We start from the raw sequence: 15598 nt of genomic DNA, 5'->3' as shown, positions 1-15598 counted from the left end.
TTGCGACGCGAACTACTGCGTGATCTTTGCCTTGGTCAGCAGGCTCGTGACCAGGGCCAGCGTGGCGCGCTCCAGCGCCTGCGCCTGAAGCGCCTGCCGGATGCCAGGCGCCGCCGTCTCGAACGCGGGAATCTGCGTCGGGCGCACGGCATCGACCTTGACCAGATAGCGGCGTTCGCCCACCGCAACGGGCGCGGGCGTGATCGCACCGGGCGGCAACGACGCCATGGCCTGAGCGATCGGCAACGGCAGGTTCTGGGTCTTGCCCTCCTGGACCGGCACCTTGAAGCTGACCCACTCCATCGCGCCGCCGGCGGTCTTCGACGGGGCGAGGCTGACGGCCTGCGCCACCTTTGCGAAGTCCTCGCCAGCCTTGATGCGTGCCAGCGCAGCGCCGGCCGCGGCATCGTCTGCCACTTCGATCACGCGCGCCTTGTACTCCTGATCGCCCAGCGTCGCGACGATGGCGTCGTAGCGCGCCCGTACCTCTGCATCAGTCACCGGGGCGGGCTTGATATGGTCCTTGAGCCAGGCCTGCATCAGCACCTGGTTGCGCGCCTCGCGCAACGACGCCTGCACGTCCGCACGCTGTTCCAGCGCCTTGTCCTTGGCGGCCTCCTGGCGGAACAGTTCGCGCGCGATCAACTGCTGCTTGATCGCTTCGCGCGCTTGGGGGGAATCGGGCAGACCCGTCGCCCGCAGGGTGTCGGTGATCGCCGTATCGGCGATGGCCACGCCATTGACCGTGGCAGCGTGCGCGCACTGGAGCCCCAATGCGATGACGGCACCCAGAGCGAGACGAATAATGTTGCCTTGCATGCTTGTGCTCCCAAATGTCTAGTAGATCCAGTTCAAGGTGGCCAGCACGACGCCGCGCTTCGGCCCGAGATTGGCGGGCTGCGCCAGCGGCGCGCCCACCAGCAGTTCGCTCGTGAAAGTTTGTTTGGCCCATTGCGCCGACAGCCTGATGCCCGCGCCCGCGCCTACCACGGCCTGCCATTGCCGCGTGGCCACGTACTGCGTTTCACCGCCATCGACGAACACATACGGTTCCATGCGGATGCCCGCAACGACCGGCGCATTGGCCCATGCCAACTCGTTGCGCAGATATGCGCCGCGGTCGCCCGCGATCACCCCTTCGCGAAAACCGCGCACCGTGCTCATGCCGCCCGCGTAGATCTGCTCGGACCCGAATAGCGCGACATTGGTCCACTGCCCCACCAGCTGCGCGCGCCACGCCAGCTGCGCGCGCCCGGCGATCAACGGCAGCGGCATCTGCAGCGTGGTATTGGCGTCGAGCTTGTTGAACTGGGCGTGCGCTTCGTCGTGCCGGATGTCCGATGGATCCGGCGTGGCGTGGAAGGCGGACAGCCCGCGCGAGTACCCGGCTTCCGCTGTGACGTAGCCTTGCTGGCCGTTTGCGGCAAAGCGCCACAGGCCATTCCACGCGGCGCGCAGGATCGTGAGTCGCTGCGGATCGAGCTGAAGGTTGTTGATCTCACGCTCGGTCTTACGCCACGTCAGCGTCAGGTCCAGCGCCTGTCGGCCGGTTTGGTTGCGTGTGATGACGCGGTTCCAGCCAAACGTGTGGCCAACGGTGCGGCCATATAGCAGTGCTGTGTCGCCAATGGCGTTCTGGTATTCGGACAGCGACGCCGTATAGCTGAACGTGTTGTAGCCGAATGGCACCGCGGCGGACGCCACGGCCGCATTGGTATCGGTGGTGCCAACGTAGCTGACGCCCAGCGATTCCTGCAAGCCAAGGGCATTGTCGGCATCGATGCCGACGCGCGTGCGCGAGATGCCGGTCACGCGGCTGCCGTAGTTGTCCACGCCCGCATTGAAGCGGAAGCGGTCGCCCGGCTGATTGGTCAACGCCACGACGGACCCGCCCGGCGTCTGGCCCGGCAGGATCTGCATTTCCGCGCGATTGCGGCGCAAGCGGTTCAACTGGTCGACGCCCTGTTCCAGGTCTTGCAACCGTAGCGTGTCGCCGGGCGCAGGAAACTGCCAGACGGTGCCTGCATCGGTCACCCAGCCGCCGCCCGTGGCATCGAATAATGCCAGCGGTCCCGGCCGCAATGTCTTGCCGTTGAGCTGGAATGATTCGACGCGCCCCGGCACCACCGTCACGCGCAGTACGCCGCTGGCAAGGTTCTGCTGACCCAGATAGGCGCGCGTGGTGATATATCCGCGCGCGACGAATGCTTCGGTAAAGCGCCTCAGCAGCAGATTGATGCGATTCGCGCCAAGCGCGCGGCCTTCGAACGGCGCGATGATTGCCGCGACCTCGGCATCGCCGAGCACCGTGTTGCCTTCGACCTCGATCCGGCGGATGTCGAAGGTCGCGGCGGGTTCGTCGATTTCCTCCACGCGGACGTCGGACGGCGGAGGCGCCTGATGTTCGATCTGCGCTGGTGGTTGTGTGGCTTCGCGCTGTAGGTCGCGCTGGCGCTGTTCGCGCAACAGTCGCTGCGCGGGATCTTCCGGCGGAAGCGGCCCTTGAGCGCCCGGCAGCACTTGCGCAAGGGCGGCACCGGTCGTGGCCAGAACGCACGTTGCCAACGCGATGCGATGGAGCCGATGTCGCAAGTTGCGCCTCATCGCCACATCCATGACGTCATACCGAGATGGCTTTCCACCGATACCGGCTCAATGCGGCGCGCCCGCGTCTGCGTGGTGGCACCGGCAACGGTCACCGCGCCATCGAAGCTGCCGCCGTTGATTTCCGCATCGCCGCTTACACGCGTGCGGCCGGTAGCCATCCAGCTTCCACCTACATCCATCGCGTACAGGCGTGCCCACGTATCGCCGAAGAACACCTTGAAACCGCGCTCGCGCGCGATGGCGGTATAGCCCGTTACGCCAGCGGCGTATGTCATGGGCGCATCGATATCGAGGTCGCCGATCGCCAGCACGCGACCGCCGATATTCTCGGCCAGCCGCCCTGCACGGATCTCGATGCCACTGCCTGCGGACAGCAGCCCGCCGATCACCGCTGTATCGGATGAGGCCGATGTCCGGCAAACGATCATGCAAGAGCGGGAATAGTGAGCCGATCCCGTCGTCACGCCTTCGGTTCGGAACGTGTCGGCGGCGTTGATCCGGATCGCGCCGTTGTTGGCATAGATTTCGCCACCGGTATTGATGACGTTTCTGCCGCTTAGCGTGGTGCCCGCATCGGACAGCAGATAGGCGACCTGATCCGGCCGATCCGCCGTGCCATAGTCGATATCGAACGTACTGCTGCGCCGAGACAGCACCAACCATCTGCGGGCGGACGCCGATGCGATGACAGGCTGCTCGTCGTTGGTGCCGGGCTGCTTGGTGATTTCGTTGATCAGGTCGCCCGTGGCCGCAATGTCGAGCTTCGCATTCGACAACATGCGCGCGTGGCGATTGACGACGTCCCCGCCCGCGCGGACCACGACGTCGTCGGCCGCGCCGAACAGAATGCCGAGATACTGCGGCGTCGACTCGTTCCAGACGCCGCCACCGGCGCGCAACGTCACCGCGCCAGCAGAAGCGGCGGATGAAGCGATGCGACGCTGCCCCTGGATCAGTCCGCCCATGTTGGTGATATCACCGGCCACATCGAACAGCACGCCGCCCGCGTTGGCCACAATGGTCGATTGCCGCGCCGCCGAGTCGAGCCTTGCGGAAGCGCTGCGCAAGGTGATATCCGACGCGGCCAGCACGTCCGAGTCCAGTTGGCGCCACGCGCCCTGTGCGTCGATGCTGACTCCACCGCCCGACGCGCGCAAAACCGTGTCGCGCAGACTCACGTCGCCAGACGCGATCGAAACACCGCCAACGCCATCAATGTCAGTTCCGCTAAGCGCGATGTTGGTGGCGCGCAGCGCAAGCTGGCCATGCGACGCGGTGAGCGCGGTGCGCCCTGCGCCCGCCGTCGCAGTGAATCCGCCCGGGCCGCTCGCTTCCATCACCACGTTGCCGTCGGCCGTGGCCTGCACGCCGGTCAACACAACGCCCGGACCGGCGTCGAACAGACCCAGACCGCCGCTCGCGTTGAGCCTGGTATCGGTCAACGCCACCGCTTCGCCATGCACTTGCCCCTGCGCACCGATGACCAGATCCCCCGCTGTGCGCGTGCCAGCCGACAGCGCACTGTCCGCCAATGTCACGCGCGCCGATGACACTTGCAGATGTCGTCCCGCATCAATCGCCCCGGTGCCGCGCAGGCCGCCCGTCCCGATCAGCACGTCGTTGGCCGCGCCGATCCTGCCGGATGCCAGTTCCAGATCACCGCTACCGGAGATGACAAAATCGCCAGCCGTGGCATATGCGGTGCCGGCATGGCGCACGCCGGCGCCCTGGTCCGTCACCAGCAGTTCGATTCGACCCGCCATCAGACTGCCCGCGGCGGTGATGTCCAGCGCGATGGATTTCGACGCCGAGCCAGACGCGGAGTAGCTGATCCACGGCGTCTGGTTGTCTCCCGGCGACACGCTGGCATCCACTTCGGCATGGCTGTCGCCTACCACGGCGCGCACCCGCGCGTTGGCATCGCCGTAGAGGTTCTCGACCTTGCCGGCAACGCGCAGTTGCTTGGCGATCAGTTCCAGATTCAGCAGCGTGCCGGAAAGGCCGCCGGGGCCGATGTCGATGGCGCCCTGGTTGGTGGTGAGCACCAGGTTGCGCTGCAATTGCCCGTTGACGGTGAAATCGTTGAATGAAACCTGCCCGGTGGTCAGCGCCAGGTTTCCCATGTTCTGCACCGTCATGCCATTGACGCTGATGCCGTTTGGATTGGCGATGACCACATTGGCGCGTGGACCGAGCACGCTCAGTTGCCCTTCCAACAGCGAGGGATTAGTGCCGGTGACTTGATTGAGGATCGTGCGCGCCCGTGCCGCGGAATTGTCGAGGTCGACGCCGCTGCGCGGCACATTGAACTCGCGATATGTGTTGGTCGAGACGCCGCCTACCGCGCCGGCCACACCAACGGTAATCCGGCCGCCAGCGCCCACATTGACTGTGGTGGCGGTCCCGCCGTCGGCCACAATGCCGGCGGCATGGCCTCGCGCGGCCAGTGCGAAGAACGCAAGCCCTGCCAATGCGCCGCGCACACACGAATATGAGACCAGCGACCCAAGCTGGCCCCGTGCTAACCGAAATTCAAACAACGACCCACTCCCACTTTTCTATGTATTGATGCGGGAGCCCGATCTTTGTCAGGCGCTGTCCCCGCAATCTACCCGGGGCGCGACATTAGCAAATGTGTGATTTCTGGCAAATACCCCTTGCGGGCGTAATCGATTCGAGTGTCTGCGGCACGCAACGATTCTGCGGGGCTTCACGCGCGGCACCTTTGCCTACCGCTATCTCGCGCGGAACCGTCGTGCTTGCGGCGCATGAGCCCGGACAAACGCTTGTAGCAGCGCGGCAAGTGGGCAGTCGAAGAGAATTAAAGTCGCCGCTGAAAACGCCGATAAATACGATACGGCGTAATGCACACCAACCTTGCGGCGACGCTCCCGCAGCGGTTGCCGCCGGCACTCCCCCACCAGAGAAGGATTTTCAAGCGCCCGAAGGGCGCAATCGGACCGGCCGCGCGATCTCAGTCCCGCGTCATACCGCTGCCGTCAAGGTACGCCGCATACTGACTGGCGCTTTCGGCAAAGCGCTCGGCGAGGAAGTCGAGCAATGCGCGGACGGGGGGGGCCATGAACTGGCGTCGCTGGAACAGCGCGTGCACGGGCGAGTCAGGGCAGCGCCATTCGGGCAGCACCAGTTGCAGGCGGCCAAGCTGCCAAGCGCGGCGGCTTCCACAAACAACCGCAGGGCACCGAGGTTATCCACGCGCTGCTGCTCCCCGTGATTGGCGTACGTTTTATCGATGGCTAGGCAATCGCACCGCCGCCGTCGACCAGTACCGTCGATCCGGTGGCATACCGCGTGGACGCAAGATACAGCACGGCACGTGCGACGTCTTCCGCCTGGCCGACGCGTCGTGCGGGCAGACGCGCTGCGGCGCCCTCGAACATCTTGTCGCGCGCCTCGGCGTCCAGCTTCGACCACAGCGGCGTGGCGATCAGTCCCGGCGAAACCGTGTTCACACGCACCGGCGACAGTTCCAGCGCCAGCCCGCGTCCCAGCGCCTCGAGCGCGGCGTTGATGGCGCCTTGCAGCACTGACGACTTGCTCGGACGCACGCTCAGGAAGCCCGAAACCAGCGTGAGCGATCCGCCTTCGCGAATGCTTGCGGCGCGTGCCACGCGGTAGGCGCCCCAGAACTTGCTGTTCATCGCAGCGTAGGCGTCGCCGAGCGGCAAGCCGCGCACCGGCCCGGTTGCCGTCTCGCCTGCCGTCACGACGACGTGATCATAGGCGGGCGCTCCGGCAAAAAACGCTGTGACCGCATCGTCGACGGTGAAGTCGAGCGTCGCGGTTTTCACATCGCCGCCGATCTGCTGTGCGATCGACGCCAGCTTTGCCGCGTTGCGCGAGGCGATCGTGACCGCTGCCCCGGCATCGGCAAACTGCTGCGCGACGGCCGCGCCGATCCCCGAACTGCCTCCGACGACGAGCACGGTCTGCCCGTCGAATGTCTGAATGGTCATGCTGTTTCTCCTTTTAGGAATGTGCAATGGCGCATATGTCGCGGCGGCGCGCGGTTCCGGCGGGAACGTCCGATTGTGCTCCAGATGCCAGATGCCGTTTGCCGACTAACAATCGCGCGCTCAGCGGTGCGCCGCCGAGATGACGAACTCGACGCTCACGGCGGGCGCGAGCGCCACGAAGATCTGGCGTTCTCCGGTCAGCGGGACTTCCGCGCTCTGAAATGGAATCGACGCCGCGCGCAGGCGGTCGAGCAGCGCGTGCCACGCTTGAGGATCATCGACGCGAAACGCGCAGTGATCGATGCGCGGGGTCGGGCTGCCAGGGCGCGCGGACGTGCCAGAGCGGATCAGGTGAAGCACCGCACGCCCATCGAGATACAGCCAGTACCCGTCCACGCCAAACGGCGGCCGCGGGCCTACGTGCAGCCCGGCGAGATCGACGAAGAATCGCCGCATCGCTTCAATGTCATCGGTAACCAGCGTGACGTGATCGAGATGCATGGGACACTCCGGCGAACGCGCGTTGCCGCTCGAACAGCGAGCGCTCCGACAAGGTATTGGGGCCGCGGCGTAGCCAGCGGGGCAAGTTGCCCCGCGCCAAACCGTGGACGCATTGTCTGTCGATGACGCCGAATTGATAAGTGGGCTGGCCGTTGAATGATTTTCAACCGGAACGAGAAGATCGCCGCCCCCGGGAACGGGACGCTACGACACGCGTCCCGGGCAGCACTCCACCTTGCAGATCAGATCGTTGCCGCCGCATGATGCCTTCGCGCCGACGCAGTTGGCGGCCCCATGCGCCAGCGCGAACGCTTCTTCTGGCGATTGCGGCACGCCCAGCAGATAGCCCTGCCCTTCGTCATAGCCTTCCTCGCGCACCACGGCCAGTTGCTCTGGCGTCTCGATGCCTTCGGCTGTGGTGCGCACGCGGAAGGCCGCGCCAAGGCTGCGCACCGCGTGCAGGATGGCGCGCGATTCAGCGCTGGTGGCAAGGTCCGACACGAACGATCGGTCCAGCTTGATCTTGTCGAACTGGAAGCTGCGCAGATAGCTCAGCGACGAGTAACCGGTGCCGAAGTCGTCCATGGCGATGCGAACGCCCATGCCGCGCAACTCGCGCAGCAGTTCCAGATTGACGCGGTCGTTGCGCAGCAGTACCGATTCGGTGATTTCCAGTTCCAGCCGCGAGATTTCCACGCCGGCATCGTCGACAGCGCGGCGCACGGTATCGAGCAGCGCGCGGCCGCGGAACTGCAGCGGCGACAGGTTCACGGCCAGGCAGATGCCCGACGGCCAGCGTGCCAGTTGGCGGCACGCCTCGTTCAGCGCCCACTCGCCCATCGGCACGATCAGGCCGGTCTCTTCGGCCAGCGGCACGAATTCCGCCGGCGATATCAATCCGTGCACCGGATGCCGCCAGCGCAACAGCGCTTCGAAACTGCGCAACTGGCCGGAGCGCAGGTCGTAGATCGGCTGGTAGTGCAACTCCAGCTGGCGGGCCGCCAGCGCCTGATGCAGCGCGCGCTTGCGCTCCAGCCGCACCTTGGTGCGATCCCCCTCGTCGGCGGAAAAGAAGCGCCAGGTGCCCGGTCCTTCGGCCTTGGCCTGATAGAGCGCCATGTCGGCGGCCTGCAGCAGATCATCGGCGTTTTGAGCGTCATCGGGAATCAGCGCGATGCCGATGCTGCCGCCCAGCGTCACGGGCTCGCCGTCTAGCTGGAACGGGCGTGACAGTTGCGCGACCAGGCGCTGCGCGAGCGCTTCCACCTCATGCCGGCCATCGATGCGCTCCTGGATCACCACGAATTCGTCGCCGCCGATCCGCGCCACCGCATCGGCGTCAGGCACGCATTCCAGCAGCCGCCTCGCCACCTGCTGCAGCACGAGATCGCCAGCGTAATGGCCAAACGTATCGTTGACGCCCTTGAAGCCGTCGAGGTCGATGTACAGCAGCGCGGAGAGCGACCCCGGCGTCGTCGCCGCGATGGTGTGCCCGATCCGCTCACGACACAGCAGGCGGTTGGCAATACCGGTCAGCGGATCGTGGCGCGCCATATGCGTGAGCGCCGCCTGGTTGGCAAGCAACTGCTGCTCGGCGAGCTTGCGTTCCGAAATATCGCGGAAGAACACCGACAGGCCCTCGGCTGTCGGATACGCATGCACCTCGTACCATGCCTGTAGCGCCTGGACATGGTGCTCGAACACGACTGGCTGGCGCGTGGTCACGGCAGTCAGGTACTGCTCGGCGATCACGCCCTGTCGCTCCTCCGGAAAGATGTCCCAGATCGAGCGCCCGAGCGCGGGCTGGCGTCCCGCCATCGCCCGCTCGGCATTGCCGTTGAAATAGCTCAGTCGCCATGCATGGTCGAGCTGGACCACGCTGTCGGTGGTGCTCTCCAGCACGGCGGACAACCGCGCGGCCAGTGCCTCGCTCGCCATGCTGGCCGATTTGCGGTCGTCCACGTCCTCGAGCGTGCCGTACCAGCGGATAACGTTGCCATAGTCGTCGATGCGCGCCGCGGCCCGCACGCGGACCCAGCGGTACGACCCATCGTGCAGCCTCAGGCGGTATTCCTCGTCCAGTGCTCGATGCGTGGCGACGCAATCGGCCCAAGTCTCTCGCACGCGCGGCAGATCATCGGCGTGCACGCAGCGCGCCCAGCCGTCGCCAAGCGCCTCGCTGACGGGCAGGCCGGTCAGTTCGGACCAGCGCGGCCCCGCTTCGGACACCCGGCCGGCGGCATCGGCCGTCCACGGCACCTCGGGGCTCAATTCCACCGCGCAGCGATAGTGCGCCTCGCTTTCCGATAGCGCGCGCTCGATACGATGCGCGTCAGTAATGTCGGTGATCCAGACCAGCAGCAGCGGCTCGTCGGCGCCCGGCATCGCGACCAGGCGCTTGCGTGTGCGCAGGATCCGTTCGTCGCCGTCCTCGATCTGGAACACCTCGGTCTCGTCCGCCTGCTCGCCGCCGTCGATCACGCGGTCATGTACCGCGCGATACGCGGCGGCGCGCTCGGCGCTGAACAGCTCCGCGTCGGTGCGGCCGAGCAACGCTTCGGCCGGCCGCTGCATCAGCCGGCACATCGCCGGATTCACGAACATCCACACACCGCGCCGGTTCTTCACCAGCAGCGGTTCGGGGAATTGCCGCAACACCTGCTCCAGCGCCGCGCGGGACAACGGCGCGCGCTCCTGTCTCCGATCTTTCATGTGGTCTGGCGACTTTGTCACCATTGCAAGGCTTTCTAGTTCTGATATTTCGATCTTGTAATGCTTACACGGCACACCTCGCGGGGTCCCGGCAGTCTGTGTTATCGGCATGCCACGGCGGAAATTGAGGTTGGGGGAAGCGCGTGACACCGGCGTCACGCGGCATGGGGAGGAACGTGGCAAATTGCGTGCCTGTAGGGCGGACAGTCGATAGCGTGTTGCTCCCCACCGTCCGTCGCGGGTGCCTTACAGACAAGAGGGCCAGGCACGGGAACGGTGTCAGGGCATTTACATGCGGGGCGCCGGCGCGCCGCCGCGTCACTGCCGGCGTGCGCGCGCGAACAATTCGATCGCTGCGCGATTGAAGGCCGGGATATCGTCCGGCTTGCGGCTCGTTACAAGATTGCCGTCGACCACCGCTTCCTGATCGACCCATTGCGCGCCAGCGTTGGAGAGATCAGTCTTCAGCGACGGCCACGACGTCATCCTGCGGCCCTTTACGGCGCCTGCGTCGATCAGCGTCCACGGTCCATGGCAGATCGCCGCGATGGGCTTGCCGGCCTCGGCAAAGGCCTTTACGAACGCCACGGCGGCCGGCTGCATGCGCAGCGAGTCCGGGTTGATCACGCCGCCAGGCAGCAGCAGCGCATCGAAGTCCTCGGCGCGTGCTGCGTCCAGCTGGACATCCACTGCCACGGTATCGCCCCAGTCTTTCAACTTCCAGCCCTTCACCTCGCCGTCCTTCGGCGCCACCACACGCGTGTGTGCGCCAGCTTCATCGAGCGCACGGCGTGGCTCCTGCAATTCCGACTGCTCGAATCCGTCAGTGACGAGAATGGCCACGTTGAGGCCGTCCAGTGTCTTGTCGCCCATGATTGCTGTCCTCGAAATGGTCCGGAAAGACGCAAGCAACGCATCGTCCGTGCCAACTTGATGTCGCGCCTGTAGCGCTGCGGCCAGCTCTTTCATGCAGCAAGCGCGCGTACATCTGACGATGGGGAGCGATTTTTACCGTGTGCCGTTTAGTGGCGATGGTCGCCATATGATCACAGCGGCTCGGACTGCGCAGTCTGCACGGCGTCGCGGATGTCGCTGGCCAGGCGCATCAGCCGGGGTGCAAGTTCGCGCGCTACGTCGCCCGCGGCGGCGCGGGTGGACAGGCTCACATTGAGCACGTGCACCGGATAGTGGTCCAGTGCGAGCGGCGTGGAGATGGCGACCACCTCGGGCTGCCAACTGGCCGCGCACCATCCGTGTCGGCGCACGTGCGCCACTGCGGACTCGATTTCGCGCTGCAGCGCGGGCCAATGCGCCGCGCGCGCCGCGAAGTCGGCCATGCGCGCCGCATATTCGACTTCGGGCGCGACCGCCAGCCACGCACGCCCCAGCGACGTCAGCGCCATGGGCACGCGCTGCCCCGCCACCACGCTGCGCAGCGACACCTTGCGGCCATAGCGGATCGATTCGAGATAGACCATCTCGTCGCGGTCGGCCATTGCCAAACCCACGTTGAGATATTCACGCTGCGCCAGTTCGCGCATCAGCGGCGCGGCCTGTTGCAGCACCGTCGATCCGCTGCGCATCGCGTGCGCCAGGCTCAGCACCGGTACGCCCAGCCGGTAGGCGCGCAACGCCGCGTCGTATTGCAGGAATCCCATGTCGACCAGACTCTGCGTCAGGCGGCTGACCGTCGAGCGCGCCAGGCCGGTGCGCTCGGCCAGTTCGCCGTTGCCCAGCACTTCCGACCCGGGCCGAAACGCGCGCAGGATTTCGAGCCCGCGTTCGAGCGATCGATTGGCCTGCGCGTTTGCCGGGCGACCGCGCGCCCGGCGTTGCGCATCACTGGCGTCCACGGCTTGCCGCGTCGCGCGCCAGCCAGTCGCACAGCAGCGCGTTCACTGCGTCATGCGCTTCGTACTGGACCCAATGGCCCGCGCCTGCGAGGATCGCGCCATGCCGGTGTGGACGGCCGTCCACGAACGCGGCCAACACCGCGGCGGGATCGGCCGTGACATCGTGCTCGCCGTAGGCGATCAGAATCGGCATGGGCTCTTGTTCACGCCCATCGTGCGCATCGAGCAAGTCAAGCGCCTGCGCCAGCCCGCCGGCGCGCGAAATGTGCTTGCTACGAAAGCGCGTGTGCCGGCATGACTCGGTATAGGCCAGCACGGCCAGGGCGTCGATCTTGTGTGGATCGGCGATCATGAACGCGCCGATGTTGTGGCGCATCGTCTCCGCGAGCGCCGCCGCGTCGGGTGCGCGCCGCCAGTCGAGCAGATCGATGGTCTGCCGGCGCACGCCGCCGTGGCCGCCCGGGCCCAGCAACGCCAGTGCGCGCACCGACGGCAATGCGCGCGCCAGATGCGACGAGATCAGACCGCCGAATGAAAACCCGATCACGTCGACGGGACCATCCACCGGCAATTGCGCAAACCCGGCCACGATGGTGTCGACCAGCGTCTGCAGCGCGCCATCGCCAGGATTTCCGGATGCGCCGAAGCCGGGCAGGTCCGGCACCCAGACCGTGTGCCGCGCAGACAGCGCCGCGACGTTGCGCACCCAGTGCAGCCAACTGCCATGGCCGCCGTGCACCAGCAGCACATGCGGCCCGGCGCCGAAGCGACGCCACACCACGCGGCTGCCGCCCGAATCGGTGATGTGGACGCGCGCCTGCTGCGCGAGGTCATGCACGAATGCCGCAGCATCGCGCACATCGTGCAGCGCATCCTCTCGATCCTGATGACTACGATGATCCTGACGATCCTGCCGATTCTCTATGTCGACCGTTCGCGTGTTGCGGGCCGCTGATTGCGTCATCGCGGGCACTCCCCTTTGCATGCTGTCATGGACCAAGCACCGCCACGCCGTCCGCCGCACGCACCCCCTGGCCCGCGGGCAGCACGAAGATCGGGTTGATCTCGGCCTCCACCAAACGCGGCCCCAGAACGGCCGCCATCCTCGAAAACGCCACGATAGCATCGACCAGCGCATCGACGTCGGCCTTGGGACGTCCGCGATAGCCGTCGAGCAGCGGCCACGTCTTCAGTTCCCTGACCATCGACAGCGCCTCGGCCCGCGTCAGCGCGCCCGATTCGGGCAGCAGCCGCAGTGCGGTGTCCTGGAACAATTCGGCCGTGACGCCGCCCATCCCCAACAGAATGGCCGTCCCCAGCGCATCGCGGTGCGTGCCGAGGATCAGTTCGACGCCGTTGCCGATCATCTCCTGCACAAGGAAGCGATCCGGCGCCTGGCCCGTGTGCCGCCGCACGGTGTCCCGCATCGCGGCCAGCCGCGCGCCGATGTCTTCCGGCGCAATGTTGACGGCCACGCCGCCGACGTCGCTCTTGTGCGTGATCGATGCGGACAGCATTTTCAGCACCACGCGGTCGCCCAGCACGCGCGCGGCGTCGATGGCTGCCGCTTCGCTCTCGACCACCGTCTCGCGCGCGACGGGCACGCCGAAGCGCGCAAACAACTGCTTGGCGGCGTGCTCGTCGAGCGCGCCATTGGGCAGGTCGCCAATCTCTGTGGGCAACGGCGCGGCATCGCCCGCCGACACGCACGCCTCGCCGGCCGCCAGCATCGCAGCGAAGGCCACCGCGCAGCTTTCCGGCGCGCTGAACGCGGGCACGCCGCGCTGGTTAAGCACTGCGGCAACCTGCGGTGCGTGCGGGCTGACATAGGCCAGCACGGGCTTGTCGGTTTCGGGCAGGCAATCGTTGATGGCGTCGGCCATCAGGTCCGGCATGGCGAGTCCCGATGAGCCGACGATGATCGTCACCGCGTCATAGCCGGGGCTCGCCAGCAGTGTGCGTATCGCGCCGCGCAGCAGTGCAGGCTGCAGTCCGGCCAGCGTGACGTCGATCGGATTGCGGTCCAGCGCGGCGTGATCGCCGTTCTGCAGCGCGCGCAGGCGCTCGGCAGTCTGCGCGTCGGGCGCGGGCGTCTCGAAGCCGGACACGCCAAGGCTATCCGACACCAGCGTCCCGGCGCCGCCGGTGGAGGTCAGCACCGCAATGCGCTTGCCGTGCAGCACGCGGCCTGTGGCCAGCGCGGCGGGAATGTCGATCAGGTCCGAGAAGGTCTGTGCGCGGATCACGCCCACCCGCCTGAATAGCGCGTCATACATGCGATCCGCTCCGGCCATCGCGCCCGTGTGCGACACCGCCGCGCGTGCGCCGGCCTCGGAGCGGCCGATCTTGAACGCGACCACCGGCTTGCCGGCGGCGGCAGCCTTCAGCGCCGCGGCGCGAAAGCGCTCGACGTTGCGCACGCTTTCCACATACAGCGCGATCACGCGCGTGGCAGCGTCGTCGGCCAGGTAATCGATGAAATCGGCCAGCTCCAGATCTGCCTCGTTGCTGGTGGAAATCAGCTTCGACAATCCGATGCCGCGCGCCGCCGCGCGCGACAGCAGCGCGCCGAGGATGCCGCCACTCTGCGATACCACGCCGATGCTGCCCGCCGGAAAATGGTCCATGGCGAGCGCACCGCTGGCCGACAGCGGAATGTTGTCGGTCAGGTTGACCAGCCCGATCGTGTTGGGTCCCAACAGCCGCATATCGCCGGCCGCTTCGACCAGCTCGGCCTGACGGCGCGCGCCCGCATCGCCAGTTTCCGTATAGCCGCTGGCCAGCACGATGGCCGCACCGGTGCCGCGCGCCGCCAGTTCACGCACCGCCTGATGCGCACGTTCGGCGCCCAGCAGCACGATGCCGACATCGGGCACCGCGGGCAGCGAGCCGATATCGGGATAGCAGCGGATGCCGCCGATCGCATCGACCCGCGGGTTGACCGGATAGATCTCGCCGGTAAAGCCATGGCGTGTGAGATAGGAGACCGGGCGTCCCGCGGTCTTGGAGGGATCGGCTGATGCGCCGATCACGGCCACGCTGCGCGGCTTGACCAGCCGGGCGATGGCGTCAGCGGAAAACTGTGCGGCCATGATCGTCAATCCTTGTTAGCGGCCCGGGCCAGGAACGCCTGGACCGATTCACGATGCGCACTGCTGGTGTAGCAAATGCCCTGCGCCTGACTGCCCTGCGCAAAGACCTGGTCGGCCGTCAGTTCGAACGTCTGGTTCAGGATCGACTTGCCCAGCGCCAGCGCCGTGGCCGATCCATGCGCCATCTCGGCCGCCCAGGCCACGGCCTCATCGACGAGCGAATCGCCCGAGGCGCTGAGGCGATCGACGATGCCCAGTTGCAGCGCCTCGGCGGCCTCAACCTTGCGGCCGCTGAAGATCAGTTGTTTGGCCTGCGCCAGGCCGATGCGGCGCGGGAGGAAGTACATGCCGCCGCCGTCTGGAATCAGGCCGCGATGAATGTACGACCACGCAAAGCTGGCCACGGGCGCGGCGATGACGAGATCGCAGGCCATGGCCAGATCCGCGCCCAGGCCGTTGGCCCCACCATTGACGGCGGCGATCACGGGCTTGGGCATGTCGTGCAGCAGGGCCACGGAATGATGCACGCGCTGCTGGCGCGTCCAGCCATTGAAGCCGACCTCGCCCGGCGGCGCGTCCATGCGGCGCTGCATGCCGGCAACGTCGCCGCCGGCGCAGAAGCCCTTGCCGCTGCCGGTCAGCACCAGTGCGCGCACGCTGCGGTCGGCCGCGACGCGTTGCAGTGCATCGATCAGTTCGGTGCGCATGTCGTCGCTGATGGCGTTGCGCTTGTCCGGGCGATTGAGCGTCAGCACGGCGATGCCGTCGCGCTGCGCCAGCTGGATAAGGGTGTATTCGTTCATGATGATTGCGTGGTGTTGGGATGGATCGGAATCGGTGCCGTGGTCGATCCATG

General features: G+C 66.6%; 11 protein-coding genes. All 11 read right to left on the bottom strand.

The window, feature by feature from the left end; all coding sequences use genetic code 11:
- Nucleotides 1–12: 12 nt before the first annotated feature.
- The 11 genes from AC1RKI_RS13085 to AC1RKI_RS13035 all read right to left on the bottom strand — a co-directional run bounded on the left by AC1RKI_RS13085 (nt 13) and on the right by AC1RKI_RS13035 (nt 15545).
- The gene (locus AC1RKI_RS13085) at nt 13–819 is read right to left on the bottom strand and encodes a peptidyl-prolyl cis-trans isomerase (RefSeq protein ID WP_492795618.1); all 807 of its coding nucleotides are present in this window, start codon (nt 817–819) and stop codon (nt 13–15) included.
- Between the two features lie 18 nt (nt 820–837).
- Nucleotides 838–2604 (bottom strand): ShlB/FhaC/HecB family hemolysin secretion/activation protein, encoded by a 1767-nt coding sequence (locus tag AC1RKI_RS13080; protein WP_223506229.1) that lies wholly within the window; start codon nt 2602–2604, stop codon nt 838–840.
- Complete coding sequence (locus tag AC1RKI_RS13075; protein ID WP_492795616.1) at nt 2601–5147, bottom strand: two-partner secretion domain-containing protein; 2547 nt, start codon at nt 5145–5147, stop codon at nt 2601–2603. Before AC1RKI_RS13075 ends, AC1RKI_RS13080 begins: the two co-directional genes overlap by 4 nt.
- A 717-nt stretch (nt 5148–5864) precedes the next feature.
- On the bottom strand, nt 5865–6584 hold the full coding sequence (locus tag AC1RKI_RS13070; protein WP_492795614.1) for an SDR family oxidoreductase: 720 nt from the start codon (nt 6582–6584) through the stop codon (nt 5865–5867).
- Between the two features lie 120 nt (nt 6585–6704).
- Entirely contained in the window at nt 6705–7085 is a 381-nt protein-coding gene (locus tag AC1RKI_RS13065) for a VOC family protein (protein ID WP_492795612.1), read from the bottom strand.
- 204 nt (nt 7086–7289) lie between these two features.
- Nucleotides 7290–9797, bottom strand: a complete 2508-nt coding sequence (locus AC1RKI_RS13060; protein WP_492795610.1) for a sensor domain-containing protein — start codon at nt 9795–9797, stop codon at nt 7290–7292.
- Nucleotides 9798–10115: 318 nt separating this feature from the next.
- A complete protein-coding gene (locus tag AC1RKI_RS13055) occupies nt 10116–10670 on the bottom strand; it encodes a type 1 glutamine amidotransferase domain-containing protein (protein WP_244788240.1) in 555 nt (184 codons plus the stop codon).
- 173 nt (nt 10671–10843) lie between these two features.
- A complete protein-coding gene (locus AC1RKI_RS13050) occupies nt 10844–11650 on the bottom strand; it encodes an IclR family transcriptional regulator (RefSeq protein WP_061954484.1) in 807 nt (268 codons plus the stop codon).
- Nucleotides 11637–12614 (bottom strand): alpha/beta fold hydrolase, encoded by a 978-nt coding sequence (locus AC1RKI_RS13045; protein ID WP_084003868.1) that lies wholly within the window; start codon nt 12612–12614, stop codon nt 11637–11639. Before AC1RKI_RS13045 ends, AC1RKI_RS13050 begins: the two co-directional genes overlap by 14 nt.
- Before the next feature lie 25 nt (nt 12615–12639).
- Nucleotides 12640–14742, bottom strand: coding sequence for an acetate--CoA ligase family protein (locus tag AC1RKI_RS13040; RefSeq protein WP_492795607.1), 2103 nt, complete (start codon nt 14740–14742; stop codon nt 12640–12642).
- A 5-nt stretch (nt 14743–14747) separates the two neighbouring features.
- Nucleotides 14748–15545, bottom strand: coding sequence for an enoyl-CoA hydratase/isomerase family protein (locus AC1RKI_RS13035; RefSeq protein WP_490713442.1), 798 nt, complete (start codon nt 15543–15545; stop codon nt 14748–14750).
- Between the last annotated feature and the right edge of the window lie 53 nt (nt 15546–15598).

The sequence above is a fragment of the Cupriavidus sp. GW822-FHT06G04 genome, assembly GCF_058799075.1.
The sequence above is the reverse complement of the archived record's forward strand: the minus strand, read 5'-3'. Positions and strand labels throughout refer to the sequence as shown.

Bases quoted from the DNA above. Each gene is read 5' to 3' on its own strand.
- AC1RKI_RS13085 (WP_492795618.1), bottom strand. From the start codon at position 819: ATGCAAGGCAACATTATTCGTCTCGCTCTGGGTGCCGTCATCGCATTG.
- AC1RKI_RS13080 (WP_223506229.1), bottom strand. From the start codon at position 2,604: ATGAGGCGCAACTTGCGACATCGGCTCCATCGCATCGCGTTGGCAACG.
- AC1RKI_RS13070 (WP_492795614.1), bottom strand. From the start codon at position 6,584: ATGACCATTCAGACATTCGACGGGCAGACCGTGCTCGTCGTCGGAGGC.
- AC1RKI_RS13065 (WP_492795612.1), bottom strand. From the start codon at position 7,085: ATGCATCTCGATCACGTCACGCTGGTTACCGATGACATTGAAGCGATG.
- AC1RKI_RS13060 (WP_492795610.1), bottom strand. From the start codon at position 9,797: ATGAAAGATCGGAGACAGGAGCGCGCGCCGTTGTCCCGCGCGGCGCTG.
- AC1RKI_RS13055 (WP_244788240.1), bottom strand. From the start codon at position 10,670: ATGGGCGACAAGACACTGGACGGCCTCAACGTGGCCATTCTCGTCACT.
- AC1RKI_RS13045 (WP_084003868.1), bottom strand. From the start codon at position 12,614: ATGACGCAATCAGCGGCCCGCAACACGCGAACGGTCGACATAGAGAAT.
- AC1RKI_RS13040 (WP_492795607.1), bottom strand. From the start codon at position 14,742: ATGGCCGCACAGTTTTCCGCTGACGCCATCGCCCGGCTGGTCAAGCCG.
- AC1RKI_RS13035 (WP_490713442.1), bottom strand. From the start codon at position 15,545: ATGAACGAATACACCCTTATCCAGCTGGCGCAGCGCGACGGCATCGCC.